The following is a 24,894-nucleotide window of genomic DNA, read 5'->3' as shown; positions in this document are numbered from 1 at the left end:
GAAGAGCTGCTTGCTCTTCCCATATAGTAGTAGTAAAATAATATGTCATGCCAGCGCAATATATTACCTAGAATATCGCTATAACAGGAAAGGGGCTGCATTGTGACAGCCCCTAGTTTACTTCATCACGTTGTCTACATTCTGAGTGAACTCGTTCCCTGGTTTATTTTAGCATCGGTCTGGATTTTGTTTCATAAAGATAAATTTTGCCACAGAGCGGTCGTATGTTTTAATGTGTCCAAACAGCCAGTCGATTACATTTTTCTGTACAAGTTCACTGAACCGATCTGTTGGTCCTTCATACTCCTGAAGGTATTCATACAGTTCCTGAATTGTCTTTTTAAACTCTTCATGTTTTTCATAATGTTTTTCACGCTCTGGATAACCGGCTTTTTCCTGAAGTGCTTCTTCTTCTTTAAAATGAAAGTCAGTATACTCGTTAAGATAATCCAGAAGTTTGATCGCCTTTACCTTGCTGTCGCCATTTTGACAGGCAATTACAAAGTTCTGAATACGGTCAATCAATTCTTTGTGCTGTGTATCGATTGTTTTATTTCCTGTTACTAAATTGTCATCAAAGGTAATGTTTAAATCGTAAGTCATAATTTGACCTCCATTTCTTTTATATGTTCTCTTAGACTCTTTTAATGTCTGGCAGTTTCGTACCTGCATTTTCTTCTTAGTCTTCTACAGGAACGAAAACATCTTTTCCTAATCCGCAGATTGGGCATGTCCAGTCATCTGGAATATCCTCAAATGCAGTTTCTGGATCGATACCAGCGTCTGGATCTCCTACTGCCGGATCATAAATATATCCACATGGTTCACATTCATATTTTATCATAGTCATTTTCCCTTTTCAATGTCGATTTATTTTTTTTACCAAGTTCATAGCAATTTTTTCTAACACTTTGTTTCTTGTATATCTGTATTTTACATGATAATTATTCTCTTGTCAATAATAGTAATTATTATTATTACACTTAGCATAAACTGATATTTGAATTGCAAATTTACATATTGTATATATCATGGGAATAGTTGAATAAAAAAATGAACTCTATTCATTAAAGACAGAGTTGCTGGAAATTATTTCTCTCCAACAACTTTCTTCGTCTTTAAGTCCTTGAAACACAATACTGTCCAATCAACTTCATCCAACTATTATATTTATTCTTTTCACACACCTTTCGGCAAATTTCATTTTCCATCAGTACACAGAACATCTTATCATAATCAAATGCCCAAACAGCACCATTCACATGGTTTTCCACTGCTTTCTGATCTATGCTTTTCAAGCGTGTGACCATTTTCTCAATTTCTCCATTTCCCAAGTTACCGATATTTTTGCAGATAAACCGAAAGAAATTCAACGTTGCATATTCGTCATGCCAATGGAACTCTTCTGGATTGTTTTTTATTTTACTGGCTCGCTGCTGTTCTTTGATTATCTGAGCAGCTACACCTTTCATCGAATCTTCGTATCTCATATTACTCACCTACTCTTCCTCTACGCCCAGTGACGGTTTAAATCTTTTATCCTTTGCCTGCGGTACCACGATCTCATAAAAATAAAATCCTAAATATCCAAGGGCCTGCTTCTTCATCTTATAAAAAGAAGTCCTGCCTATTCCCAGTTCCTGCTGCACTTCCACATCTGTCTTATTGTAATGACTGCAAAAGCAGGAATGAAGAATTTCACTGAGTGTCACACCATTGGGAGCATAAAATTTCACCAGTGTCATTCCCCGATAGATCATGTCCGACAGTCCATAAATAATCATCAGGTTATTCATCTCCCGGTGCATCTTTGGCACGTTCAGCTGATGATTATAAATGCTCAGGTAGCTTAACGCATATGCCATATCTTCATTGATCTTCTCCTGGCACTCCATATCCAGTTCTTCCAATACGACCTGATTTTCCAAAATCAGCTTCTGGTAACTTGTCATCAGTTCTTTAATATCAGTATAATGTCTTTCGATTGTAACTTCCAGATAATCCTGTGCATGGCTTGCCATCTGGAAGGTAATCTCTTTCATTGATTTAATTGCATAATCTCTGTCTGTCATCAGTTTCAAAATCTCCTTATCATCATCACACTAACTGGCGGTCTTTCAGACCAGTTCGCTTTCCCCATGATTTTGATGGGAAGCAATTACTTACTACAATTTGCAGAAGCGGATATCCAAAAGGCATTGTGGGAGTTGCCTTTGCTGACCGGAATCCATCTTCTTATGTAAAACCTGCAGGAATATAAAGGGAAAGTGACTATCCCTGCCGGTTAATAATCCAAATAATATCGTCTATACCTATCTCTCCTTATGCTGTTTTTCTCTCCATAAACCATTTATCCACTTCGTAAAACAAATGGCTTTCCTGTCCCTGTATCATACAGGTGTACATCATTCCTACACCGCCTGCCTTTCTGCTGGCGCATCGCTCGATTTTCAAAATTCTGTCAATGCTATACTTTCTTCCATCCTCCCATGTAAAAAATATGGGAACCAGCTGTCCGTCTTTCCGAAACTCTGCCACTACATCTACATATACTTTGTTCATGCCGACACCTCACTATAAAATCTCGATTGCTCTTGGCGATGCCGGAATCCTTCGGATATATCCGTTTTGCTCCAACTGCTTGATTCTGGAAAAAGCAGATGATGTTGATTTCACCCCGATCAACTCTCCAAATTCCCGAACTGTCGGCGGATATCCATGCTCCTTCGTATAATTCAAAATACACTGATAACTTTCTTCCTGTTTTCTGGTTAATGCTTTTTTCAAATCTATCCCTCCAATTACCCATGAAAATAACTGTGTGGATGGACCGTGTGCGTACCAGCGTCTAAGTGGGATAAGACTTTATCCTGGTACATTGCCGCTCGCTGTATACTGAAATATCCAAACCGTCGTCTTATCTCATCTACAGTACGATCCAGCTTCTCTAACTTTTCTTTTTTCTCCTGATTTCCAAATAAATCCAACTGCACGGGAATATCATCTAACACAAGATCCGCAGCTCGGATTCCCAGGCTTCTAATGGGATGTTCCCATTTGTAATTATCTTTAAATAGCTGAAATGCTGCAGTTACAATCTCATTTGTAATATTCGTTGGCTGTCGTAAATGTATCTGTCTGGAAAAACTATACAATCCATTATCTCGAACTGTAATTTCTACTGTTTTGCATTTAAATCCATGTTTCCGCAATCGTGCAGCTACACTTTCTGCCAATGCTATTTGAATGATCCAAACATCCAGATCATTTTCCAGATCTCTCGGTGTTGTGGTGCTATTACCTATCGACTTTACTGGAGCTTCATACCCTTCCTTGCAAACCGGATCTTCATCCCAGCCATTTGCGAAAGCCCATAATACATTTCCTATTTTTCCAAAATGACTCTCTAACAACTTTTCGTCTGATTCCGCAAGTTGCCCGATTGTCCGGATTCCAAGTTTTTGCAATTTCTTATTTGTCTGTCTTCCGACATAAAGCAAATCTGACGCTGGAAGCTGCCATATCCTGTCTTTATAATTTTCTCGATTAAACTCTGTGATTGCATCCGGCTTTTTATAATCTGAACCAAGTTTCGCATAAATCTTATTCCAGGAAATTCCAATACTTACCGTTACACCCAGTTCGTATTTAATCCGATGGCTGATTTCTCTTGCAATCGTCATTCCGCTTCCTTTCAGATTTCTGCTGTCCGATACATCCAGCCAGGCTTCATCAATTCCATATGGCTCGATCTTGTCCGTATACTCCGAATAAATTTCTCTTGCCATCTGTGAAAATCTCAAATACAAATCCATCCGTGGTGGTACAAATATGATTTCCGGACAAATCTGTTTTGCCTGCCATAATGCCATTCCGGTCTTTACACCTTTTTGCTTTGCAATATAATTTGCTGTCAGCACAATCCCATGTCTGGCTTCCGGATCGCCACCGACTGCCAGCGGCATTCCGGTAAATTCCGGATGATGCAGCATTTCCACACTGGCATAAAAACAGTTCATATCACTATGCAGGATCACACGCTCACTCAAACTTTTCACCTCCCAGCTGTTTCCTTCAACATAATGTCTTATCAATCTCTGTATGTTTAGTATATATCGACATTTCGGAGATAGTCAAGTGACATCTTGGTTGTATTTTCTCCATTTTGGAGATTATTGTTGATTTTATTTCTAACATACGGTATAATGCATATAGAAAATTCAAATAGAAATGAGGCGAACAAATGCGTGATTTCGGGGAAATATTAGCAGAAAATAGAAAAAAGAAAGGATACTCTCAATCAGATCTGGTAGACCTGCTTTCTCAGGAAGGTATTCAGGTCACTACAAAAGCAATCTCCAAATGGGAGACCAATGCACGAGAACCAGCTTTACATGTTTTCCTGACACTTTGCCAGTTACTTGATATCGAAGATATATATGAATCCTTCTTTGGAGAAAACCCATATAACATTATGAGTGGATTGAATGAAGAAGGCAGAAATAAATTGATTGAATTTGCTGATATTTTGAAAGCTTCTAAAAAGTTTTCTCCACTGTCTGCAAAGATTATCCCATTCCATCATCCTGTAGAAATTACCTGGGAACCAGTTTCTGCTGGTACTGGAAATTACCTGGAGGATTCTGTAAAAGAAACCTATGACGTAGGACACCTTGCTCCTGAGCAGACTGACTTTGGTGTACGGATTTCCGGTGACAGTATGGAGCCACTTTATCATACAGGCGATGTTGCATGGATTCAAAAAAAAGATTCTCTTGCTAATGGTGAAATTGGAATCTTCTATCTCAACGGCAATACTTACATCAAGGAATTACACGATGAGCCAGATGGTGTTTATCTGATCTCTTTAAATCAAAAATATCGTCCTATCCAGGTTTTGGAATCTGACTCTTTTAAGATATTTGGAAAAGTAATCGGGAAATGCAAAGGTGCAGAAATTCCGGGATTTCATTAGATTTCAACAGCAGGTTCATGATCCTGCTGATAACAATAAGCAAAGGAAGTGATTGAATGGCAATCAATAATACACTAAAAGATATTCGTGAAGAACGGAATCTCATTCAAGCAGATTTGGCTGAAGCCATAGGTTCCTGCAGCCAGACTATAGGCCGCATCGAACGTGGAGAACGTAATCCCTCTCTTGAGATTGCAATCCGGCTGGCACATTACCTGAAAGTGCCTGTAGAAGATATTTTTCAAGTTGAAGACTGAAGCACAACAGCCAGAAAACCGAGGAGTAAAATCCCCGGTTTTCCTTTTGCTCAAAAATCACTGTAATCCACTTACATTTTCTTCTTTTCTGCCTGCTCCGTCAATCAGGTCATAGCTCATATCCAAAAAGTCCAGTGTCTTAGCCTCACTGACAGAACCATCCAGTAAAATCGTGATCCAGTGCTGCTTATTCATATGGTATCCAGGTAAAAATCCATAAGTCTGAATAATCATATTCGTCATGTCCGGATCACACTTTACGTCCATGATATCAACCGGATCTTTTCCTTCTAATCCCAGTTTCGATTTTTCAACCGTCATGACCACAGCATACCATTTTCCATTCTTATGTCGTAGCACAGCATTATCTGGTGATTGTGCCCATAAATACTCCGGCACCGTACCATACTGTTTCTTCACATATTCAAAAATTTCTTCTTTCTTCACAGTTTATTCAACTCCTGATTCTTCTGATATCCTGCCCATAATCATACCATATTTTCAGTTCCCGTACTACCTGCCAAATTCTTTTGCATTTTCCCGGTTCTCCTGACTTTAACTAATAGAGGGGTAAAACAGCAAGGACAGGAAGTGAGGATACACTTCCGGAAAATCCCAATTTAGGGTACCCTGCCCTGAATTGAAAAACGCTGAAAGCAACGATACTACTGCCCTCTCAGAAAGGAGAAACTGCTAATGGCTGAAAGAAAAAGAAACAAAGAAATTCATTTTTATGTCACAGAAGAAGAACGAAAGCTAATCCGCAGGAAGATGATAGAATCAAAAACCAAGAACATGGGAGCTTATCTGCGTAAGATGGCAATCGACGGCTACATCGTCAACACAGATACAACTCCTCTGAAGAAACAGTATGAGGAAATGCACAAGATTGGCATAAATATCAACCAGATTGCAAAAAAGGTAAATACCACCGGAGATCTATATCCGGAAGAAATGCAAGAATTGAAAGAGATGGTGAAAGAACTATGGCATATATTAAGATCTTCCCCATTAAAGTAACAGACAAGAAAGCTCTGGACTATATCACGAATCCAGACAAGACTGATGAAAAACTGCTGGTTTCCAGTTTTGGCTGTTCCCCGGAAACTGCTGATCTCGAATTTTCCATGACTAGAGAAATGGCAAAAAAGAATGGAATGGACAAAGGTAATAACCTGGCATTTCATCTGATCCAGTCATTTAAACCTGGAGAAGTTGATGCCGAAACTGCCCATCGCTTAGGACAGCAATTTGCAGCCGAAGTACTGAAAGGAAAATATGAATACGTGATCAGTACCCATGTTGATAAAAAGCACATTCATAACCATATCATCTTCAACGCTGCAAGCTTTGTTGATCATCACAAGTATGTTTCCAATAAGCGGAGCTACCATAAACTCTGCAGAATCAGTAATCGTATCTGCCTGGAAAATGGACTTGCCACCAGTATGCCAACCGGAGAAAAAGGAAAAAGCTATAAAGAGAACATGGAATATCATCGTGGCACCAGTTGGAAAGCCAAGCTACGTGTTGCAGTTGATAAAGCAATCTGGACTTCCATCAACTATGAGGAATTTCTACAAAAAATGCAGTTAGCTGGATATGAAGTCCGGCAGGGAAAGCATCTTTCTTTCCGTGCACCGGAACAAAAAAATTTCACTTATATGAAATCTCTGGGAAGTTATTATACGGAAGAAAACGTCCGCATCCACTTAGCTAAAAATCGTAGCAAAGTGAAAACTCCAAAACATCTGTCCAGAGAAGCTCGCCTGTATATCAATATCTCCACGTATGTAACGACTGGCAATCGAGAAGGATTTGAACATTGGGCAAAACTCAATAATCTAAAAGAGGCAGCCCGCACCTTCAACTATCTTTCAGAAAATAACCTACTGAATTATGAGGATTTCAGGCAGCATGTTTCTGATGTTGATGCTTCTGTTAAAGCGGCTGATCAGAGAATAGCACACATCACCAGTGAGCTAAGCACGCAGAAAGTCATTCAGAAACACTGTGATTCTTACCGGCTCTGCCGTAAAGTGATAGAAGATTGCAAATCTGCAAAAAATCCAAAAGAATACCGTTCCAAGCATCTGGCAGAATACCAACTCCACGATTCACTAAAAAAAGAGCTTCAGGATCTCGGTGTTACCAAAATCCCTAGCTCTGAAAAAATCCAGAAGCGGATTGAAAATCTTGAATCTGAACAAGCTGCTACCGTCCGGGAAAAACAGAAATTACAGAAAAAGCAGAAAACACTGGATATCATTCAGCAAAATTTCTCTGTGCTGCTCGATGCTCCTGAAATCAATTCAGACTTACTTCCGGCAAAACGGGAACCTGTTTCTGTCACAAGAGATAAATAAGATTGCACTGACAACTCAATTATTCTCTTCCAAATCTTCCCAAGGTTTCAGACCCATTTCCTCCCAGGTGACACCATACGGTGCACCTCCGGAGGTATAACCGGCAATAACGAAAAATCTGTCATCTTGCAAGATTTCTTCTTTAGCCAGATTATCTCTTGTTTCTTGTTTCCGTCTTGCTCGCCTCTGCTGCTTCTTTTGTTTCGCAACAGCTGCTTTTTCTTCCGGCGTTTTCTTATGTTTTTTTGCCATAAGTGTTTCTATTATAATTCCATTCTGAATGTCTCTCAGGATACGTTCTTCATAACTCTTTTCACGCTTTTCAACAATTTTATAAAATTCTTCATATTCCGTTTTAGGAGCAAGCGATTGAACTGCCGTAAACAAACTTTTGCATATATCATTCATTTCAGTAGCATCCGGCATTCGCTGATTCTCAAGATAAAACTTCAAGTGCATTTTGTATGTTTTATCTGCTATTGCACTCTTCTGTTTTTGTTTTAAGTCTTTATAGCTTCTGTCGTTCCTCTGCATCTACAATTCCTCATCTGCCTTCTTTCTCCCGTGCCATCAAAAGCATTTTTTCAAAAGACTGAGCGAATCTTTCATCATCTTCCTCCGTCCGCTTCTTCGGTCCCTTGACATGACATTTACGGGAACTTCTTCTGGCTTTTTTACTCAGGTGACGTTCCATTAGCATCTGATCAATATTATCATCCGTGTACCATTTACCTGATTGATGAATAGCATAAGCACCTTTTCCCAATGCCATTGCAGCCACACCATAGTCCTGTGATACGACAATATCTCCTTTATGGCAGATACTAATCAGTTTATAATCTACTGCATCTGCTCCTGCACCGACAACAACAACTTTACTATAAGTCGATGACAGAACATGGTTTGTATCACACAACAACATTACCGGAACACTATTATCTTTTGCAATCTTTTCAATGATCGCAACCACTGGGCAGGCATCTGCATCAACAAATATTTGCATCTTTCTATTTCTCCTCTGAACCATTATAAGAATAAGCTCTGCTGTTCGTATTCTGCCTCTCGTTTTAGCTGAACCGGTACCTGATGCAGAATTTGCTCCATTTTCCTGTCATCGAACCAATCTTTCAGCTGTCCTTTTTCCAATATCAGCGGCATACGATCATGTACTTTTATCATAGATTCATTGGCTGCTGTAGTCATAATCACAAATCGTCGTTCATTCTCAAACCAATCACAGAAGCCAGCCATATACAATACTGGTGCATCATATCTGGAAAATGTATTTTTCTCTTTTAACCGATTCCATTCATAGAACCCACTTGCCGGTATCAAAATGCGGTGATAGAGGATTCCATTTCGAAAAGAAGGTTTATCCATAACAGATTCTGCTCTTGCATTTATAACCAGATTCTTTCCTTGTGACAATGGATATCCCCACTTGCAAACATCCAGTTTCAATCCATGTTCTGATTTTTCAATGATCGGTGCTACATTGGTTGGAAAGATATCTCCTGCAAAATGTTCCTGCCGGATCCGTTGGTCTATATCATGCACTACTTTTTCGATTTCATCTGCCATATCAGAATCAATATAATATCTACCACACATAATACTTCCTTCACTTATAGATTCTATTTCATCAAATATACATCATTTATTTCTAGGCACTTTAAACTCAGTTAATTTATAATTTTGAATCCACCCCATACATTCTTCACCATCTTCATTCTCCCAAATTATCTGTCGCCACTTTTTATATTTATCTATAATTCTAACAACTTTCCCTTCCTCAAGCTTTTCAATTACAATCGAATGGCAGTCATGCTTCAGTCGTACAATAGATTCTCTATTAACGATTCTATATTTAGTCGTATTTAGCTCCTTCGCATCATATCCCATTCCAACGATGTAATAATTATTGACTTGTTGTGTATAATTGTAATTATTTATCGTTGTTGCTGAAGAATTCGTAACTCCCAAAACAACTGATATAATCGTAATAATAAAGTTCAGCCATTCTCGTATTTCTTTAACATCTATCGTTCGTTTTTCTTCTATTGGCAAATTCTGCTTCTCTTTATTTATCGAAAGATTCGTTGCTCTTTCATATTCCGATGCAATAGTTTCTGACACCGTATCAATATCCCATTCTTCGGATTCTGAGAAAACTTGATCGGTAACTCTTCCCAATAAATTTATATGAGGCTTCTGGCATAATGGTGGAAGCCTAACACCATAAATTAACAACACCATATTGAAAAAACACTTGTGTCCTTTAATGTATTAACTGCGAAGAAAAACACAAAAGGAGTATTCACAAGTGGCTTCAGTTAATACATTATGCAAAAGTGTCCTTAATGTCAAGAACACAGTTATAAAAAATTGTAATCTTTACTCTGATAAGAATGGAGTTAAACATATTCGTATCCAAGCAAGACCTAATAAATGGCACGAGAACGACTGCCCATTCTGCCATAAATCATGCCCTGTTTATGATAAACATTCCAGTAGTATAATGCCGAGATATTACGAAGATAACTCGTAGAAAATGCAAAGTCCAGTCGCAAGTTTAGACACGATATTGCTCTTAACAGTCGTATAAAATCAACATTTGCAGGGATTTATCAAATTCCGACATACCGTCTTAGAAAATGAATAATCCCTCGCAATTCATTATGAACTACGAGGGACTGCTTACTGACTGTTAAAGCGGTAGCCGATCTCACGAACACTATCTATGGAAAAGTGAGAGTTTGTATCACAAAGTTTTTTACGAAGATTCCGAATGTGAAAGCCTACGGTATCCTTTTCATTGCCTGCTGATATTTCGCCCCACACCTTATCATAAATCTGCTCGTATGTAAGAACACGACCTTTATTGGCTGCGAGCAAGCAGAGTATATCGTACTCTTTGACGGTCAGTTCAATTTCCTGACCGTTATTGATAACTCTGCGCCGGCTCAAATTGATTTCTAAGCCGGAAAGGGATAATGTCGGCTCATATGAAATCTCTAATTTTTCAAAATCAGGGTGCTGTTTTACAAAAGCCAGCATATCGTCAAAGGCTGTTGAGTCTTGTGCTTTGAACTCCATTATTACGATTCGTCCGATATTATCACCCCCCTTGGTTAGTTTTTTTGTCTTGGACAACATAAGATTTATTGCGTGAGATAATACGATTCATCAATCGTTTTCAGAATAAAATTCACATCGTCATAACGAGAGGAATCGGACTGAGAGCCTAAACTGCATATCAAAAACTCTTTTCCGTGCTGCTGATAAAGCACAATCAAGTTATAGTCGTCAGACAGAGAGCCAGTCTTAATTCCGCATACATTTTCGTTGTAATATTCGGATGTCGGATCAAGGAAGGCGTTTGTATTCTGCCATATTTGTGTACTGCCATCAGGCAGTGTTGCCGTATAAGTGTTTTGAGATACAATTTCTCTAAACCACGAGTATTCCAACAACCGATATACTACTTCTTTCAAATCTAAAGTGGTGGTAAGTGCCTCCATATCAAAACCACTCGGATCATATAAAACTGTGTCTAAGTACCCCTGCTGTTGCAAATGCAGGTTTAAGTTCTCCATGAAAATCCTCACACGCTCTTGACAGCTTTCTGCTTGCGGCGAAAGTAATCCTCCACAATAATCAGCAACCACATAAGCTGCGTCATTCCCTGACGGTACTAACATTGCCGCAAATAGATTGTGTAAAAAGTATTCTTTTTCCTTGATTTGAGCAACAGACGAGCCAGGTTTCGTGAGTGAAATAGCACCATAGTCTGCAACAACGATACTATCAAGGTCTGCTAAAGTTGACGCATACTCAATAACAAACAGCTTGGCTAAACTTGCAGGAATTTGTGGCTCGTTCTCGTTTTTTGAAACAAATATTTCATCATCAGAACAATCCACCAAAATCAGCGATTTTGCATTATAAGAGTCAGGAAAATCTTCTTTGTAGAGAAAACCATTTATTTTATTCTTTACCTCTCTGAAATTTTCCGGCTGCATTGCCCACGGCACAAACATTATACCTATGCCGATACAAACTACAAGCAAAAACAAAAATACTCCAAATCGTTTTTTCTTACGGCGTTTTCTCTGCATATATGTGCTCACCTCCCAACACCAAAACTCCTATGTGCCATTTTTAATCGGCATAATTTGCCTGAATACACTCTGTAAATCCAGACGGATCTCCCAACTTAGCTTTATCAATATTATCACGAAGATATTTGCGTGTGGCGTCATCACAGCGATCTGTTCCCATATAAGGCATATCAAAGGCTTTTTCGAGTTCAGCTAAGGCTTTTGCCGCCCTTTCCGAATCCGTATTGTAAGTATCAAGCCATTCCTGCATCCAAGAATATTCCCAAAGGTTAGATGCTCTTGTATCGCCATATCCTATCTGAAAAGACGCTCCCGTATCTTCGCCTTCCAAAGCATCAGGCGGCGTAAAGCCCTCCGGCCAATTCAAACTCTCAATGGTCGTTAGGTATTCTTCTTCAATGGTAGCAAAGTCCGTGAAACCTCTTGTGTTTGTGTCGGAGTCCGAAGAAGTGGAGCAGCCTGCCAGCATAATCACCAGCAAAGAAATCATAACACACAATAACAGTCTGTACGGTCTTTCGGATTTTGAGATTGTTCGTTTCATTTTGTTTCCTCCTTGAATTGAGTTTTATTATCTAAGAGCCAATGCAGGCTCTAATTTTGCTGCTTTCAATGCTGGTAATAATCCGCCCAATAATGCTGTAAGCACAGACACAGCAACTGCAACAACAGCAACGCTGATTGGATAACTCGGTGTTCCCACCGGGGAATCCACAGGGAGCAACGCTCCAATACAATGCACCAAAATCAGCGAAATCAAAATAGCTGCAAGGCAAACGAATATTGATAAAATCAACTGTGAGCCTAAAACCAATGCCACAATATTTGTTCGTGAAGCACCTATCGCTCTGCGGATCAGCAACTCATGTGTGCGCTGTTCCAATGAAGATAGTCCGATATTGATCTGCCCTAATACGGAAACAAACAGCAACAAAAGCGAAGTAACCAAAAGCCCTAATTGCAGTATGGACAATACCGAATCATAGGTATCTCCAATATCACTCCGCCCAGCACTTTCCCAGTAACCGCCAATGGTATCAGTCAAAATGTCGCCAAGGGCAGAATGTATCTGTTCGATTGTCAGTCCTGTTGTGGGATGCCAATACACATTTGCATTTTGTACTTGCCACATTGCTGGTGCGAAATTGAGGATCGCCGCAGAATCCGCATAGATAGTCGGAAAATCCCTGCCATCGTTTACTACTCCGACAATATTGAATGGGGTTAACGAAAGTGTGCTTTTTACATTTCCTGCAGCATAGGGCGAATCATTAAAATAGTTTTTAGCTTCTTTGTTTATGACCACTTCAAGCGAGCCGCCCTCACTCGAAGGCTCTAACCATCTACCGGATGTCATTGGAAGATTATAGACTTGACTATATGCCTCCGTGGTGCAAACTAAATCAAAAGCCATCAGGTTTTGGTAAACATCATTCGGCGGTATTGGCGTTAAATCTTTCATTGGTGCAAATCGAATATCTTCTCCCATAGAAAAAGTAACAGCGGCTACATCATCAATGGCTTCAAATCTCTGGAATAATTGTTCCATTTTATTTCTATCGTGAAAATCGGATTCCGTTATCACGAATGAGTAAGTAGGTGACCAGCCATATACCTGTGCGTTTACGGAAATCAAATACTCCCGTCCAAGCGTACCAACTAATACCGATCCAAGCATTGCGATAATGCCTACAAGCATTGAAACACTTGTCAGAATACTTCTAAGTGGAGACAGACGAAGGTCTTTAAGTATCATTTTTAGCACAAGTTATCCTCCCTCCATCCATTTCAAAAATCGTATCACAGGTATCTGCAATATCAGGATCGTGCGTAACCAACAGCAGCATAATTCCATTTTCTTTTACGACGCTGTGCAACAGTTCCATAATCTGCGTTCCCGTCTTTTTATCCAACGCTCCCGTAGGCTCATCACATAAAATGGCTTCCGGAGATACTGCAAGCGCCCTTGCGATTGCAACTCTTTGTTGTTCACCGCCGGACAAATTGATTGGGTAATCATTTTCCTTGCTTTCTAAGCCGACACTTTTTAGCAAGCCTGTAATTATCTCGTGACGCTGTTTGGCGGTAAACGACTTTTTGGCATAGAGTAGGGGTAATTCGATATTTTCCCATACCCGCAAGTGCTTAATCAGAGAGTAGTTCTGAAATACAAATCCGATATTATTGGCTCGCAGTATAGACAGATCACGGTCTTTCAAAGCAGAAATAGATATACCATCATAAAGGTACTCGCCCTCATATTCCCGATTTAACAAGCCAATAATGGATATAAGGCTTGTTTTGCCTGAGCCGGACTTTCCGACAATGGCATAACTGCGCCCTCGTTGCAATTCCATATTAGCGTTGGTTACTGTTGTCAGCATATCGCCATTATTCAATTTGACGCTTGCTTTCAAATCCTTTATTTTGATTAAAGTCTTTTCGGAAATTCCTTTCATTTTATCAAATCCCCCTCGGATCAAGGTTTGGCGGAGTAGCAGAAACTACATCGCCCTCCTCTAAGCCGGACAGTATTTCTATATTGGCTCCGTCTGTCACACCCAATGTCACTTTTGTTTCCACTCTTTCTCCATTCGGAGTAATTACAGTAACCAATCCCGTCCCTTGTCTACCCGCTATTACCGACAGCGGCAATATAAGGACATCATTTCTCGTTGTCGCCGTTATGACTACCGTTGCACTTTGCCCCGATTTCACATCGACTGTTTGACTGATCAAGCATTGCAGAATGCCCTCTTGCGGCACGATTCCCGTAAACGCATTTTCATCTGCGGCAGGCGACACCACGGCAATCATATCGGTTGGTCCTACACCATCATATACTTGAAATTTTGCTTTCAACTCTGCATACTCCGGTAAGGTACTCAAAAAATTATCTGCCTCTACATTGAGGGCAAATCCTGTATAATGCACTATCGCTACGGGATAATTACTCGGTACGCTTTCATTGGATGGGGCAATAGAGGTAATTGTACCATCCACCGGAGATTTCAATTCTTTGCCGTTCACAGTTCCAATAATTTGCCCGGCAGTGATTTTTTCTTCTAATTCTACCGCTGTATTAAATATGCCATTTTCGGGTGAGAAAATAATAAACGGTACTGCCGGAACAATAGTCGTTTGCGTTGAAACGGTTGGAGTAATTGTCCCTCGTACAACTGATACCGTTTTTTCTGCGGATGTTGCGCTATCTGTAAGATTGTTTTCGTCTGTCTGCCCAATTGCAGAGCAGGCAGATAGCGTAAATACAAGAAACAAAATAGAACATAGCAGCATTTGTTTTCTTAGCAACTTCATCATTCCTCCTTATGCTGTATCACAAAAAATACGAGCCTCTATCTTGATACTTTTATTGTACCAAAACAGAAGCCCGTATTTTCTTGATTGCTCGTAAGATATTCCTCTTTTTTTCTATGCAAATTCTTACAATTTTCCTACGCCAACGGCAAAGTAATTGAAAACTTGTTTTGATCCTCTTGGCTCTCTGCAACGATTGTACCATTGTGTAGTTCAACAATCTGCTTTGCAATCGCCAAACCTAATCCAGCTCCTCCACTGCTTGTACTTCTCGCTGCGTCAAGCCGATAAAACTGCTCGAAAATCCTGTTTAACTTTTCTTCCGGCAGAGTATCGCCGTGGTTACAAAAAATAATGCTGACCGTATCTTCCTGACATTGTGCGCTGATCGTGATATCCGTATTTTCAAAACTGTAGATAACCGCATTTCTCAAAAGGTTATCAAAAACACGCTGAATTTTGTCTGCGTCACATCGAAGCATTATATCATCATCAACACAAAGATTACATTGCAAATTCTTTGATTTGAGCATAGGCTTAAATTCATATACAAGTTGCTCCAGCAGGCGAGTTAAATTGATTTTCGTGTATTGTAATGTAATATCGTATATATTGAATCGTGTTATCTCGAAAAACTCGTTAATCAGATCCTCTAACCGTTCTGCCTTACCAAGAGTGATTGAAAGGTACTTTTCTCGAAGTTCCTTTGAGATTTGCGACTCATCACGCAGTAAAGTAAGATACCCGATTACAGAAGAAAGCGGTGTTTTCAAATCGTGTGCAAGATACATAATCAGGTCATTTTTTCGCTGCTCATTTTCTTTTGCAAGCCTTGCATTACTTTCAGCCTCTTGTTTTAACTGATTGATGTTAGCGGCGATTTCACTCAACTCCGGGGACATTTCAATGTAACTGACATTCTGATCGAACATTTTTCCTGTCGCAGCCTGTACCTCGTACACATAGGCGACTACTTTTTTCAAAAGTAGGTATGTCATGTATATAATACAGCCACCCCACACGATTACAGCCACTATATAAAGATATACTGTTCTGTAATACAAGTAATAATACAAAACATACTTGCGGAGAATTTCCTCTGCCATAATTCCTAAAAGAAAAGTACCGCCAAAAATAAGCACAGAGCAAATCGCACATTGAATTACATACCCTTTGAACAAGGTAGAGAGCAGATAGTTTTTTTCTTTTTTATTCAATTTCATACCCTACCCCCCAAACAGTTTTAATGAACTTCGGATTTTTTGAAGGTTCATTCAATTTTTCCCGAAGCCGCCCAATGTGCGCCATTACCGTATTGTTACTGTTGCGAAGATACTTTTCTTTCCACACGGCTTCAAATAATTCCTCCGAGGCGACAACTTTACCCTGATGTTCGCACAGATACCACAGAATAGAAAACTCCAACGGAGTCAAGGCTATTTCTTTGCCATACAAGTAGCACTTGTGGCTGACTCTGTTTATCAGTAGACCTCTGATGTCATACTCGTCTTTTTCTTCGGATTGGCTCAAATTAGGACTGTTATAGCTCTGATAACGCCTTAATTGCGTCTTTACTCTTGCCACAACCTCTAAAGGATTAAACGGTTTCGTTATATAATCATCCGCACCAATCGTAAGCCCCATAATCTTGTCGCTATCCTCAATTTTGGCGGTAAGCATAATAATAGGGAAGTAAAACTTTTCCCGAATTTTTTGGCAAAGTCGAAAACCATCAATATCCGGCAGCATAATATCAAGTATCGCTAAATCAATCTGCGACTGTTTGATACATTTCATCGCCTCTAACCCATTATAACATTTATATACTGAATAACCATCGTTACTCAAATACACTTCAAGCAGATCAACGATTTCTTTTTCGTCATCCACAATTAAAATCTTCTTGTTCATTGATCCTACACCTCATTTTCGGGTACGGCTTCCATTATGTCGCCAAAATCACACTCTAAGTATTCGCATATATTCAACAGCACGGGAAGGGTAACATTTTCATTTTTTCCGAGTTTCGCAAATGTACTTTTGCTTGCCCCGACCGCTTCTCGTAATTGACTCTTTTTCATTCCCTTGTCAATCAGAAGTTTCCAAAGTTTGTTGTACCGTACTTTCATTTCCGCACCTCCACCCAAATATAGTTTGTATTATAGCACTTTGAGAGTGAAATCGCAATTATTAAGTCTGTATTTTGAGACTTTTAGTTTTCAAACCGGCACAATATCTTTCTGATATGTAATCCAACCGCCTGCAAAATGCAGGCGGCTTGTGTATTTTAATAGGCAGGTGCGCCGTAGCCAAGAATCTCGTAATAACCGATAGAATACTCATTGACTCGGCAACTGTCGCCGGAGTTGCCCTCGACCGTATAAACCTTGCCGTTTTCGACCTTTTGAACAATACCCGTATGGTCGGATAATCCATCCTGACCACTTTCGTCTGCCCAATCGAAGAAAATAATCATTCCGGGGGCAGGCTCGGCGCTGCCATCCAGCCATTGTCCACGATCCTTAAACCATTGTACTCCGTTGACACAGCCTGCATATTTTGGGATAACTCCAGCGTCGATATAGCCGCACTCGTTGGCACACCAAGATACAAAGCAAGCACACCATTCTACACGGGAGTTAAAACCGTACCACGACCAATACGGCTGACCGCCCACATTGCCAACCAGAGAGAGTGCAACGGTCACGATCTGTCCGTCGCCGCCTGTAATGCCGTAAAGCACCTGTGACCAAAGGTAATTGTTTTCATCTGCAAGCAGTTCAGCGAGGTAGCCTTTCTGTTCTTCGTTAAAACCATATTGCGCCGCCATTTCCTCGGCAGTCTTGTGGCTGACGGTAATATACAGATAGGTTTGTGTGACCGTGCTTTCAGTTTCCACGATATTACCGTGTCCGTCATCGGTTTCGGTAATAACTGTTTCGGTCTTGCTCTCTGTTCGGGAAGATATTTGATTCATCTCCCAAAAGATGTCTTTTAAGAGTTGCTTTTTGCCATCGTCCATTGTGGCAACCTCTTGGGGGTTATCTTGATCCGTATTCGTTTTTACAGAGTAAACGGCAAGCACCTCTTTCCAAACGGCTCTGCTGCCACTCATTTCAAGAACATCATAGGATACCGAGTTCTTTTCCTCTTGCAGCTTGGTATCGTATTCGGTATTGATTTCCTGCACAACGGTCTGCATACTCATTCCAGTGCCGGAATCTTCGTCTGAGAAGAAAATGCCAAATACTGAGCCGAGGATCATACCAATCAGGCAAATCACGATAATAACCAAAACCGCCACCCAGCCGCCTGCGGCGATAGCGGCAATCAAGGCTTTCGTTCCGGCAATAATCGCTTTAATGGCAAGTGCGGTCGCTTTGGCAATCGCCTTTACCGTAACCACGGCGGCTTTTGCCGCAGCCCTTGCCGCTTGTGCTGCTCTCTGTGCAGTTTTAACCGTAATGATTGAATCCACCTAAAAATCCTGGATTGCTATGCCCCCGCTTATGCCCCTTGTCATCATAATGGTTTAAACCGCCAAAGAATCCTGGTCGACTCTCACCTACTTTATGCCCGTTATTGTCATAATGATTCATACCACCAAAAAAGGAAGGCGAACTATGTCCGATTTTCTTTCCATTTGCATCATAGTCGTTCATACCACCAAAGAATCCTGGTCTGCTCTCGCCTACTTTTTTCCGTTTGCATCATAATGGTTTATGGATCCAAAGAATCCTGGTCTGCTATATCCTTTTTTACTCATAATGTCACCCTCCTGACTCTATTAGCCTCTTGTTTGATCTCAGAATAACACACTTTTCTCATTTGGAAGTCGCATAACAGGCGACATTCTTTTATCGCATTTACATTCATTATACCATTTATAATTCTTCCGACAATACGCAATAAAGCCGGAAGCCACGTTATCATCCATGACCTCCGACTCGTTCTGCTTATTCTACACTGTCCTTACACCCAAATCAACTCCTCTCTCCGTTTTATCTTTTCCCTGCTTTTCTTGAATAATCCTCTTATTGATCTCAAGCCGTTCATGAATGGATAATTTCTTATCTTTTCCATCTACCGCCTGCTTCTGCTGTGCCGGTTTTCTATCTGTTTTTCCTACATCCTTAACAACTTCATTCGCTTCGGTACTTGTTACCCTCTCATCTGCTCTTCCTTCATATCTTTCTGCTATCTGCTGTTCTCGTCTCTCCTTCACACCTTTTTCCTCCAGATTGCAAAAACTCTGCAGATACGGAAGCACATGATTCTGCATGTCTGTCAGATCTTCCATATACTTTTGGAACTCTTCACTTCCTTTGCCTTTCTGGTAATTGATCCAATACTCATCTGTAAGCTTCATTTCATTATCATACTTCAACTGACTCACAATACCGCCATGTCCATTTCCAATATCCATTGACTTCTTAAAATGATGCAGCATCTGTTCACCTTTTTCCGCATAATATACAGTCACATATATCTTTGCAATTTTTGTAGGTTCCTCTGTCTTCGGATCACGTTTTGCATACCATTCTTTATCCATTTCTGCTGTTTTTGCATCCAGCTCAGACAGCTTCTGACATCTTGGATTCATGAGATCACTTTCTTCACAATAGTTTACATACACCATTGGTTCCATATCCTTTGGAAGTTCAGGTTCATAGGCTTTCAGTCTTTCAATCAATACTCCTGCACGAACAGACAGATCGCATTCTTCGTCTACAATATCCTTCAGATATGAAATATAGGAATGAATATTTCCACTTCTCAAATCCAGCATTACTTCCTGCACCGTATTTTCTCCCCTCTCCACATTATCTCGATACTCATACGGATCAAAAGCTTCTGCAATCTCATCCAGTGCCTCTGCCAGCTGTTCTGTGGTCATTTTCTCAGGATACATTGCTTCTCGAACATCCCTCATCGGTACATACTTGTAGTCCGGCAATGCTTCATGAATTTTCTCGATCCCTTCCCGTACCAGTGCAAGTTCTCCATAAAATCGAACATCATCCATCAGATTTCCGAATACGGTATTCCCTTTAACGATCGCAAATTCGGCTTCATCATAGTAACTGTCTTCCGGATCACGATAAATAATTCCCATGGTACATCCCAGATACGCAGTTTTGGGATTCTCCCTATATTTTTCATAGACTGCAGCTATCTGATTAACATCGGTACTTTTTTCATAAGCTCCCATATCATGGAACTCATCACATTCTGTGGCAAAATATTCCAGATAAGGTTCTTTCTTCGGTGGCATATTGTTGAGGACATTATCAATCATGTTGTAATTCGCCTCTTCCAGTTCCTCCACCTTTGCCAAAGGCTTATATTCGCCCTGGCTTTTCTGAATCTCTGCCATGACAACCTCATCCATTTCTTCTACCTTTTCCATCAACTGATCATAATCCCCACGAATGCGTTCCCCAGTCCAGCCTTCGTCTTCCAGAAGTTCCTCTACCGCTTCTTCAATAGAAATTTCATCATTTTCATAGACGCCACCATCCATCAGACGGAAATCTTCATCGTAAAAGGAATAATCGTATCCTTCTTCTGTCCTCTGAATAGCAAAATAACGTTCTCCTACCTCATATGCCAATTCGTCAAGAACCTGTTCTTCCAGATTCAGAAAAGAATCCAGCTGTTCAAAACTGATACTGTCTACAAAATGAGCGGTTACTTTTTCTCCGTCATTCAGAACTACGATATCACTGACAGACAGTGAATGTCCTCGAAAGTCTTTCGGTCTGTCAATGTTGAATCTTTCAAAAATATCATCCAGTGACATATTTCCCAGTAATTCGCCAACATAGACCAGCTTATAATCTTCTTTTTTTATCTGCATACCATGACTTTCAATAAAACTCATATTCATAAATGCATAGTTTTCGCCCGGTGAATCGTCCTTGATCTGATAAATACCAAAGGTTCGCCTTGTTCCTAACAACAAGTTTGCCTCTTTCAAAGACTGAATCTGTGGATATTTCTGCATTTCCCATTCCAGGTTACGGAAACGCTCCCGTTCTGCCATGGACATCTGATAATGCTCCGGTCCTCGTTCGATTTCCATGCGTTCCGTGACATAGATTGGTGACGAAAAATTAGTAATCAGATAAATATCTGCTCCGGCATCGTATAATTTCAGTGCTTCTTCCTGCTCAATGACACTCATAGGCTCCTGAAATGCTCCAAAATCTTCATCGGTATAATCCAGATCCTGATCCCTTATCCGTTCCCACATCTGTAATTCCATGCCAAACAGACCTTCATGCGCCTGTATCATTTCTTTACTTGCATACTCTCCCTTGTCGCCATCGCTGCCCAGGCAATAAATTTTAGAACCCATTCTGTGATAATCCAAAGCTGCTTCTTTTCTAAGCGGCACCATGTCTTCTGCTGTATATCCATAATCACGTAATTCCAGCTTACCTATGGTTGGATCTGGTAGGTCCTGAATATCCATTTTTGCATCATCCAGAAGTTCCTCTACTTTATCTTCATCTGCCTGATTGATTGCATCTGTCAGATTTCTTACCAACGTCCTTACTTTCTCTTCCCCGCCAATCAGATTTGCATATTCAAAAATCTGTTCCTTTACATCCGATGGAATCTCTATTCCCATGTGTTCTGCACGATCTATCTGTTCCTGCGTATATTCCTGCATTTTCTGCGTTTCTTTTCCTGTTATCATATTTCTCGCCATTCAAATTCCTCCTGTGTTCTAAAAAATGGCATAACCGGCAGAACCTTCTTCTACCAAATTATGCCATCTTTCCTGTTTATTTATTCCAGACCGAAGTCCCGTTTTCTGGTTTCCCTGCCAGTTTCACTTTCCCGCTGGCTTTTTTCTTTATAAATCTGCAATTTCTCATGGATAGAACCATGTGCCGGTCTTTCTTCTTTCTCTTTTGATTCTGGCTGCTCTGCTTCTGTATCTTCCCTTTCATCCATATTGAGAAGCGCATTTAACTCTGACAACCGCTCCAGTTTCTGGTTCAGTTCCTCTTCTTTTGGGAATGGCTTTCCAACTTCCGCTTTCGCATTTGCCAGCTGCTCCTGTACCGTTTCCAGCCGTTGTTCTGCTTCTGCCAGTCTCTCCGGATAGCTTTCCAAAAGATTATTGATACGAGTGATATTTCCCAGGGCATCTGCCCCCAACCGAACTTTAGCTACCGATTCATGCTTTACAGACAGGATAAACTCTTTGCTCCAGCTGTCGAATTGGATTCTCATGTTGAATCCCTGATAGCTTCCAATGTCCATAGCTGCATCTACAGACTTAATGTCTTTGCAGACCGCCAGAAGTGCCGCACCTGTCTCTTTTTTTTCTGTGAACACTTTTCCACTGATTTCCATAGAAAACTGCTCTGGATCTGTGATTTTATGCTCAGAAAAGTGTGCGATGTCTGCCTTGTATCTGTCAATGATCTCTGTCAGTTTTGCGATCTGTTGCGGAAAATTCCTTGCAATATCATCTTCCAGTCGGTACTGGTTATTCATATGGTTCGCTTTTAAAAGTTTCAACTTTGCTACGTCCACATCCAATGCCATCTTCTCTTTTACTGCCGGATTTCCGGTTGCAAGTGCTTTGACCTCCGCATAGGAAAGTGCAGCTTCATCCACATCTTCGCAGCTTCGGACAGGTGCTTTGCTGGTCATGATCTGGGAGATGAATTTCTGCTTATTCTCGATCAACTGCCACATATAACTGTCGAATGTGGATTCTGTTACATACCGTAAGATATATTGTGTAATACTTTCCGCTAATTCTTCCATTTTCTTATCATCAATGATCTTGCTCTCCATTGCTGCCGTAAAAATACACTTATATATAACGTTCACCGATTTGTACACGGATGCCGACTTTTTTGATGCCACCAGCAGTGCCAGGCGAATGTCATCTGCTGTTACATCTCCCATATGCATATCGCCCAATGGCTTAATGATGTAGTTCTTCACTTTCGATGTATAGTCAATCAGCGTTGTCATCCTGATCTGTGCCGACTGCATCAGCAGCCATTTCTCGCAATACTCCTCCACTGTAGGTGTACTGCGGCGATACGTCTTGTTCTCAATCTGCTGGATCGCTTCCTGTTCCTTCTGGTACAGTTCCTCTCTCGTTCTTGCATATAAAGAAACCCGCCACCTCTGCTGATCTGTTACACGGGTGCGATAATACTGCGTTCCCTTCATACTCACCGTACCATAATCGGGAAGCATCATTCTTCTTGCAGCCATATCATTACCTCCAATCCTGTTGTTGCTTTCATTATTGCGGATTCATCGTCCATACTCAACGATGTCGATTTTCACCGCCGAAAGCTTCGAGGTTTGCGATATGTCGCAGCACGTTCCATCGGTTTTGCACGGTGCGTACATTTTGCAATATACTCCTGAATCCTCACTTCCGTGAAATAAACGCAGCCGTTTTCCACATACTGAACATAGGAGATCAAACCGTCTGTTCTTGCAGCATCCAGTGTTTTTACGCTGATTCCCAGTATACTGGCTGCTTCCTTCCTTGTAATCAGTTTATCCATCGCCTTCTTCGCCTGCCTTTCGGCATTTGCCCTGTCTTTTTTTCTCTGCCTGTTCCGGAATGTAATAACCAAGCTGAATCCTTACAGCTTCGTCAATCCCACGCATCTGCCCCTTACTTACCCACCCAATATAGCGAATCACGCATATCTTGTCGCAGGTGTCGAGCTGTTCTGCCAATACCATAGACGGTTTTGCCAGTCCCTTTGCTTTACGGAGAAAGAAATGCGTTGGCTGCTTTCGCTTCTTCTCAATTTTCGATGTCAGCGGAGCAATCGTGATCGTCGGCGCATAATAATTGCCGACATCATTCTGAAGAACCACAACAGGACGAACACCGCCCTGCTTTGATCCGACCGGAACACCGAGATTGGCAAGATATAAATCACCTCGCCGATAAACCCAGTTTTCTTTCATTTGCTGTTGTCTCCAATCTCCATACACTGATATGGATAAAGCCTGCCAGGTATTATGCTGATACAGCACCCAGCAGTGCTTTCTGAAAATATGGTTTCTCTGTACTTTTTTCTTATCACCCCAGAGATGTAGGATTTCTCACAGGCGGCAGTGTGCTTCACTGCTCCATTGGAATTTAACCATCCCGCCTTCCTTATAGCCGGACCGCGAATTACGGAAGTATCATTGTCCCTGTCTGGCTTTAACACCGCCGCCGGTTGCAATCCGGCATTTGCTTCTGCGAAACCGCTATCGCCCCGATGGGCTTCATGGCGTGCAGTCGAAGGCTCGACCAAATAGGAATGTACCTGAAGAATGAGTATTCAGTTTTCAAGGGACATCCGGACTTTCGTCCTTACAAAGTAAGTTTAACAAGAATCCTCCGGTTTCGCGTTGGCCTCGTAGGCGCACTTTGGTTGTCCTTGCAGGACTACATACGGTTCGTTTTGATTTTTTCAGTGTCCTATGCTGTCGGATTGGGGCAAAAAAATACCTCGTTGGTTTCCCAACGAGGCATCGAAGACGATTCTATTCTGTTTTCTGTAAACTGGTACCCGTTTATCTCCTGGTGACCATTTGAGTCACGGCTAATGTATCAAAAAAGCAACGCTCATCTCAGCAAATCAGACAAAGGATTCAAAGTGCCACTAAATTTTCCCGTGCAGGCATCTGTCCCGCCGCTCTCTGGCGTATTCCAGCAGTGATTGCACACCGGACAAAGCGCCTCGCCCCTTGTCCCATGCACGCCACAACAATACCGGCGCACCATGAGGGTAACGGTTTCGATCTCCTTTTCCTTGTTCAAGTTCTGAAGTCCTTTCTGTTTTATACATAGTTAGTATTAACTA

General features: G+C 40.9%; 31 protein-coding genes. 4 read left to right on the top strand and 27 right to left on the bottom strand.

Annotation, left to right across the window (positions count from 1 at the left end; translation table 11 throughout):
* Positions 1 to 168 precede the first annotated feature (168 nt).
* From WKT11_RS06885 to dinB, 7 genes are all read right to left on the bottom strand, one after another.
* Positions 169 to 603 (bottom strand): bacteriohemerythrin, encoded by a 435-nt coding sequence (locus tag WKT11_RS06885; RefSeq protein WP_019161195.1) that lies wholly within the window; start codon positions 601 to 603, stop codon positions 169 to 171.
* Positions 604 to 679: 76 nt separating this feature from the next.
* Complete coding sequence (rd, locus tag WKT11_RS06880; RefSeq protein WP_020993356.1) at positions 680 to 844, bottom strand: rubredoxin; 165 nt, start codon at positions 842 to 844, stop codon at positions 680 to 682.
* A 274-nt stretch (positions 845 to 1,118) separates the two neighbouring features.
* On the bottom strand, positions 1,119 to 1,490 hold the full coding sequence (locus WKT11_RS06875; RefSeq protein WP_196002870.1) for a hypothetical protein: 372 nt from the start codon (positions 1,488 to 1,490) through the stop codon (positions 1,119 to 1,121).
* 9 nt (positions 1,491 to 1,499) lie between these two features.
* Entirely contained in the window at positions 1,500 to 2,072 is a 573-nt protein-coding gene (locus WKT11_RS06870) for a hypothetical protein (protein WP_012744267.1), read from the bottom strand.
* 250 nt (positions 2,073 to 2,322) lie between these two features.
* On the bottom strand, positions 2,323 to 2,562 hold the full coding sequence (locus WKT11_RS06865) for a hypothetical protein (protein ID WP_005344271.1): 240 nt from the start codon (positions 2,560 to 2,562) through the stop codon (positions 2,323 to 2,325).
* Between the two features lie 12 nt (positions 2,563 to 2,574).
* Complete coding sequence (locus tag WKT11_RS06860; RefSeq protein ID WP_023922630.1) at positions 2,575 to 2,787, bottom strand: hypothetical protein; 213 nt, start codon at positions 2,785 to 2,787, stop codon at positions 2,575 to 2,577.
* A 14-nt stretch (positions 2,788 to 2,801) separates the two neighbouring features.
* Complete coding sequence (dinB, locus tag WKT11_RS06855; RefSeq protein ID WP_196002869.1) at positions 2,802 to 4,049, bottom strand: DNA polymerase IV; 1,248 nt, start codon at positions 4,047 to 4,049, stop codon at positions 2,802 to 2,804.
* Between the two features lie 194 nt (positions 4,050 to 4,243).
* On the opposite strand from dinB, the gene WKT11_RS06850 reads away from it, so the two are divergent.
* Both WKT11_RS06850 and WKT11_RS06845 read left to right on the top strand, forming a co-directional pair.
* The gene (locus tag WKT11_RS06850; RefSeq protein ID WP_008688138.1) at positions 4,244 to 4,975 is read left to right on the top strand and encodes a helix-turn-helix domain-containing protein; all 732 of its coding nucleotides are present in this window, start codon (positions 4,244 to 4,246) and stop codon (positions 4,973 to 4,975) included.
* Positions 4,976 to 5,031: 56 nt separating this feature from the next.
* On the top strand, positions 5,032 to 5,232 hold the full coding sequence (locus WKT11_RS06845) for a helix-turn-helix transcriptional regulator (protein WP_005344265.1): 201 nt from the start codon (positions 5,032 to 5,034) through the stop codon (positions 5,230 to 5,232).
* A 57-nt stretch (positions 5,233 to 5,289) separates the two neighbouring features.
* Here WKT11_RS06845 and WKT11_RS06840 read toward each other — a convergent pair whose 3' ends face one another.
* Positions 5,290 to 5,679 (bottom strand): MmcQ/YjbR family DNA-binding protein, encoded by a 390-nt coding sequence (locus WKT11_RS06840; protein ID WP_012744272.1) that lies wholly within the window; start codon positions 5,677 to 5,679, stop codon positions 5,290 to 5,292.
* Between the two features lie 249 nt (positions 5,680 to 5,928).
* On the opposite strand from WKT11_RS06840, the gene WKT11_RS06835 reads away from it, so the two are divergent.
* Positions 5,929 to 6,252, top strand: a complete 324-nt coding sequence (locus WKT11_RS06835; RefSeq protein WP_012744273.1) for a MobC family plasmid mobilization relaxosome protein — start codon at positions 5,929 to 5,931, stop codon at positions 6,250 to 6,252.
* Positions 6,219 to 7,598: a relaxase/mobilization nuclease domain-containing protein gene (locus WKT11_RS06830; RefSeq protein WP_012744274.1), complete on the top strand. Its 1,380-nt coding sequence runs from the start codon at positions 6,219 to 6,221 to the stop codon at positions 7,596 to 7,598. The genes WKT11_RS06835 and WKT11_RS06830 overlap by 34 nt, the downstream gene beginning before the upstream one ends.
* A 15-nt stretch (positions 7,599 to 7,613) precedes the next feature.
* Here the strand turns inward: WKT11_RS06830 and WKT11_RS06825 are convergent, their stop codons facing one another.
* The 19 genes from WKT11_RS06825 to WKT11_RS06735 all read right to left on the bottom strand — a co-directional run bounded on the left by WKT11_RS06825 (position 7,614) and on the right by WKT11_RS06735 (position 24,007).
* Positions 7,614 to 8,132, bottom strand: a complete 519-nt coding sequence (locus WKT11_RS06825; RefSeq protein WP_012744275.1) for a hypothetical protein — start codon at positions 8,130 to 8,132, stop codon at positions 7,614 to 7,616.
* Between the two features lie 10 nt (positions 8,133 to 8,142).
* The gene (locus WKT11_RS06820) at positions 8,143 to 8,601 is read right to left on the bottom strand and encodes a YaiI/YqxD family protein (RefSeq protein ID WP_015514506.1); all 459 of its coding nucleotides are present in this window, start codon (positions 8,599 to 8,601) and stop codon (positions 8,143 to 8,145) included.
* Positions 8,602 to 8,624: 23 nt separating this feature from the next.
* Positions 8,625 to 9,209, bottom strand: coding sequence for an SOS response-associated peptidase (locus tag WKT11_RS06815; RefSeq protein ID WP_012744277.1), 585 nt, complete (start codon positions 9,207 to 9,209; stop codon positions 8,625 to 8,627).
* Positions 9,210 to 9,251: 42 nt separating this feature from the next.
* The gene (locus tag WKT11_RS06810) at positions 9,252 to 9,854 is read right to left on the bottom strand and encodes a hypothetical protein (protein WP_012744278.1); all 603 of its coding nucleotides are present in this window, start codon (positions 9,852 to 9,854) and stop codon (positions 9,252 to 9,254) included.
* A 441-nt stretch (positions 9,855 to 10,295) separates the two neighbouring features.
* Positions 10,296 to 10,694, bottom strand: a complete 399-nt coding sequence (locus tag WKT11_RS06805) for a winged helix-turn-helix domain-containing protein (RefSeq protein ID WP_015514508.1) — start codon at positions 10,692 to 10,694, stop codon at positions 10,296 to 10,298.
* 65 nt (positions 10,695 to 10,759) lie between these two features.
* Positions 10,760 to 11,716: a D-alanyl-D-alanine carboxypeptidase family protein gene (locus WKT11_RS06800; protein ID WP_012744280.1), complete on the bottom strand. Its 957-nt coding sequence runs from the start codon at positions 11,714 to 11,716 to the stop codon at positions 10,760 to 10,762.
* A gap of 43 nt (positions 11,717 to 11,759) precedes the next feature.
* Positions 11,760 to 12,263: a hypothetical protein gene (locus tag WKT11_RS06795; protein WP_015514509.1), complete on the bottom strand. Its 504-nt coding sequence runs from the start codon at positions 12,261 to 12,263 to the stop codon at positions 11,760 to 11,762.
* Positions 12,264 to 12,290: 27 nt separating this feature from the next.
* Positions 12,291 to 13,475, bottom strand: coding sequence for an ABC transporter permease (locus WKT11_RS06790; protein WP_012744282.1), 1,185 nt, complete (start codon positions 13,473 to 13,475; stop codon positions 12,291 to 12,293).
* The gene (locus WKT11_RS06785; RefSeq protein WP_004853372.1) at positions 13,465 to 14,178 is read right to left on the bottom strand and encodes an ABC transporter ATP-binding protein; all 714 of its coding nucleotides are present in this window, start codon (positions 14,176 to 14,178) and stop codon (positions 13,465 to 13,467) included. The genes WKT11_RS06790 and WKT11_RS06785 overlap by 11 nt, the downstream gene beginning before the upstream one ends.
* 4 nt (positions 14,179 to 14,182) lie before the next feature.
* Positions 14,183 to 15,037, bottom strand: coding sequence for a hypothetical protein (locus WKT11_RS06780; RefSeq protein ID WP_226841040.1), 855 nt, complete (start codon positions 15,035 to 15,037; stop codon positions 14,183 to 14,185).
* Positions 15,038 to 15,174: 137 nt separating this feature from the next.
* Positions 15,175 to 16,260: a sensor histidine kinase gene (locus WKT11_RS06775; RefSeq protein WP_008703821.1), complete on the bottom strand. Its 1,086-nt coding sequence runs from the start codon at positions 16,258 to 16,260 to the stop codon at positions 15,175 to 15,177.
* A complete protein-coding gene (gene vanR, locus WKT11_RS06770; protein ID WP_004853366.1) occupies positions 16,247 to 16,948 on the bottom strand; it encodes a VanR-ABDEGLN family response regulator transcription factor in 702 nt (233 codons plus the stop codon). Before vanR ends, WKT11_RS06775 begins: the two co-directional genes overlap by 14 nt.
* A gap of 5 nt (positions 16,949 to 16,953) precedes the next feature.
* On the bottom strand, positions 16,954 to 17,166 hold the full coding sequence (locus WKT11_RS06765; protein WP_008703822.1) for a helix-turn-helix domain-containing protein: 213 nt from the start codon (positions 17,164 to 17,166) through the stop codon (positions 16,954 to 16,956).
* Positions 17,167 to 17,324: 158 nt separating this feature from the next.
* Positions 17,325 to 18,515: a CHAP domain-containing protein gene (locus tag WKT11_RS06760; RefSeq protein ID WP_008703824.1), complete on the bottom strand. Its 1,191-nt coding sequence runs from the start codon at positions 18,513 to 18,515 to the stop codon at positions 17,325 to 17,327.
* Entirely contained in the window at positions 18,493 to 18,699 is a 207-nt protein-coding gene (locus tag WKT11_RS06755; protein ID WP_012744284.1) for a hypothetical protein, read from the bottom strand. Before WKT11_RS06755 ends, WKT11_RS06760 begins: the two co-directional genes overlap by 23 nt.
* A 299-nt stretch (positions 18,700 to 18,998) precedes the next feature.
* Positions 18,999 to 21,755: a YodL domain-containing protein gene (locus tag WKT11_RS06750; protein ID WP_196002868.1), complete on the bottom strand. Its 2,757-nt coding sequence runs from the start codon at positions 21,753 to 21,755 to the stop codon at positions 18,999 to 19,001.
* Positions 21,756 to 21,835: 80 nt separating this feature from the next.
* Positions 21,836 to 23,290: an N-terminal phage integrase SAM-like domain-containing protein gene (locus tag WKT11_RS06745; RefSeq protein WP_243280286.1), complete on the bottom strand. Its 1,455-nt coding sequence runs from the start codon at positions 23,288 to 23,290 to the stop codon at positions 21,836 to 21,838.
* A 71-nt stretch (positions 23,291 to 23,361) separates the two neighbouring features.
* Positions 23,362 to 23,592 (bottom strand): DNA-binding protein, encoded by a 231-nt coding sequence (locus WKT11_RS06740; RefSeq protein WP_119244980.1) that lies wholly within the window; start codon positions 23,590 to 23,592, stop codon positions 23,362 to 23,364.
* Complete coding sequence (locus WKT11_RS06735; protein ID WP_119244981.1) at positions 23,585 to 24,007, bottom strand: type II toxin-antitoxin system PemK/MazF family toxin; 423 nt, start codon at positions 24,005 to 24,007, stop codon at positions 23,585 to 23,587. Before WKT11_RS06735 ends, WKT11_RS06740 begins: the two co-directional genes overlap by 8 nt.
* Positions 24,008 to 24,894 lie beyond the last annotated feature (887 nt).

Origin of the sequence: Blautia sp. HCN-1074, from assembly GCF_037890165.1 — a bacterium.
Taxonomy (GTDB): Bacteria; Bacillota; Clostridia; order Lachnospirales; family Lachnospiraceae; genus Blautia_A.
This window is presented reverse-complemented; position numbering and strand designations above follow the sequence as displayed.

Coding starts and splice junctions, on each gene's coding strand:
- WKT11_RS06885 (WP_019161195.1), bottom strand. CDS start 603: ATGACTTACGATTTAAACATTACCTTTGATGACAATTTAGTAACAGGA.
- rd (WP_020993356.1), bottom strand. CDS start 844: ATGATAAAATATGAATGTGAACCATGTGGATATATTTATGATCCGGCA.
- WKT11_RS06875 (WP_196002870.1), bottom strand. CDS start 1,490: ATGAGATACGAAGATTCGATGAAAGGTGTAGCTGCTCAGATAATCAAA.
- WKT11_RS06870 (WP_012744267.1), bottom strand. CDS start 2,072: ATGACAGACAGAGATTATGCAATTAAATCAATGAAAGAGATTACCTTC.
- WKT11_RS06865 (WP_005344271.1), bottom strand. CDS start 2,562: ATGAACAAAGTATATGTAGATGTAGTGGCAGAGTTTCGGAAAGACGGA.
- WKT11_RS06850 (WP_008688138.1), top strand. CDS start 4,244: ATGCGTGATTTCGGGGAAATATTAGCAGAAAATAGAAAAAAGAAAGGA.
- WKT11_RS06845 (WP_005344265.1), top strand. CDS start 5,032: ATGGCAATCAATAATACACTAAAAGATATTCGTGAAGAACGGAATCTC.
- WKT11_RS06835 (WP_012744273.1), top strand. CDS start 5,929: ATGGCTGAAAGAAAAAGAAACAAAGAAATTCATTTTTATGTCACAGAA.
- WKT11_RS06830 (WP_012744274.1), top strand. CDS start 6,219: ATGGCATATATTAAGATCTTCCCCATTAAAGTAACAGACAAGAAAGCT.
- WKT11_RS06825 (WP_012744275.1), bottom strand. CDS start 8,132: ATGCAGAGGAACGACAGAAGCTATAAAGACTTAAAACAAAAACAGAAG.
- WKT11_RS06820 (WP_015514506.1), bottom strand. CDS start 8,601: ATGCAAATATTTGTTGATGCAGATGCCTGCCCAGTGGTTGCGATCATT.
- WKT11_RS06815 (WP_012744277.1), bottom strand. CDS start 9,209: ATGTGTGGTAGATATTATATTGATTCTGATATGGCAGATGAAATCGAA.
- WKT11_RS06810 (WP_012744278.1), bottom strand. CDS start 9,854: ATGGTGTTGTTAATTTATGGTGTTAGGCTTCCACCATTATGCCAGAAG.
- WKT11_RS06805 (WP_015514508.1), bottom strand. CDS start 10,694: ATGGAGTTCAAAGCACAAGACTCAACAGCCTTTGACGATATGCTGGCT.
- WKT11_RS06800 (WP_012744280.1), bottom strand. CDS start 11,716: ATGCAGAGAAAACGCCGTAAGAAAAAACGATTTGGAGTATTTTTGTTT.
- WKT11_RS06795 (WP_015514509.1), bottom strand. CDS start 12,263: ATGAAACGAACAATCTCAAAATCCGAAAGACCGTACAGACTGTTATTG.
- WKT11_RS06790 (WP_012744282.1), bottom strand. CDS start 13,475: ATGATACTTAAAGACCTTCGTCTGTCTCCACTTAGAAGTATTCTGACA.
- WKT11_RS06785 (WP_004853372.1), bottom strand. CDS start 14,178: ATGAAAGGAATTTCCGAAAAGACTTTAATCAAAATAAAGGATTTGAAA.
- WKT11_RS06780 (WP_226841040.1), bottom strand. CDS start 15,037: ATGAAGTTGCTAAGAAAACAAATGCTGCTATGTTCTATTTTGTTTCTT.
- WKT11_RS06775 (WP_008703821.1), bottom strand. CDS start 16,260: ATGAAATTGAATAAAAAAGAAAAAAACTATCTGCTCTCTACCTTGTTC.
- vanR (WP_004853366.1), bottom strand. CDS start 16,948: ATGAACAAGAAGATTTTAATTGTGGATGACGAAAAAGAAATCGTTGAT.
- WKT11_RS06765 (WP_008703822.1), bottom strand. CDS start 17,166: ATGAAAGTACGGTACAACAAACTTTGGAAACTTCTGATTGACAAGGGA.
- WKT11_RS06755 (WP_012744284.1), bottom strand. CDS start 18,699: ATGAACGACTATGATGCAAATGGAAAGAAAATCGGACATAGTTCGCCT.
- WKT11_RS06750 (WP_196002868.1), bottom strand. CDS start 21,755: ATGGCGAGAAATATGATAACAGGAAAAGAAACGCAGAAAATGCAGGAA.
- WKT11_RS06745 (WP_243280286.1), bottom strand. CDS start 23,290: ATGGCTGCAAGAAGAATGATGCTTCCCGATTATGGTACGGTGAGTATG.
- WKT11_RS06740 (WP_119244980.1), bottom strand. CDS start 23,592: ATGGATAAACTGATTACAAGGAAGGAAGCAGCCAGTATACTGGGAATC.
- WKT11_RS06735 (WP_119244981.1), bottom strand. CDS start 24,007: ATGAAAGAAAACTGGGTTTATCGGCGAGGTGATTTATATCTTGCCAAT.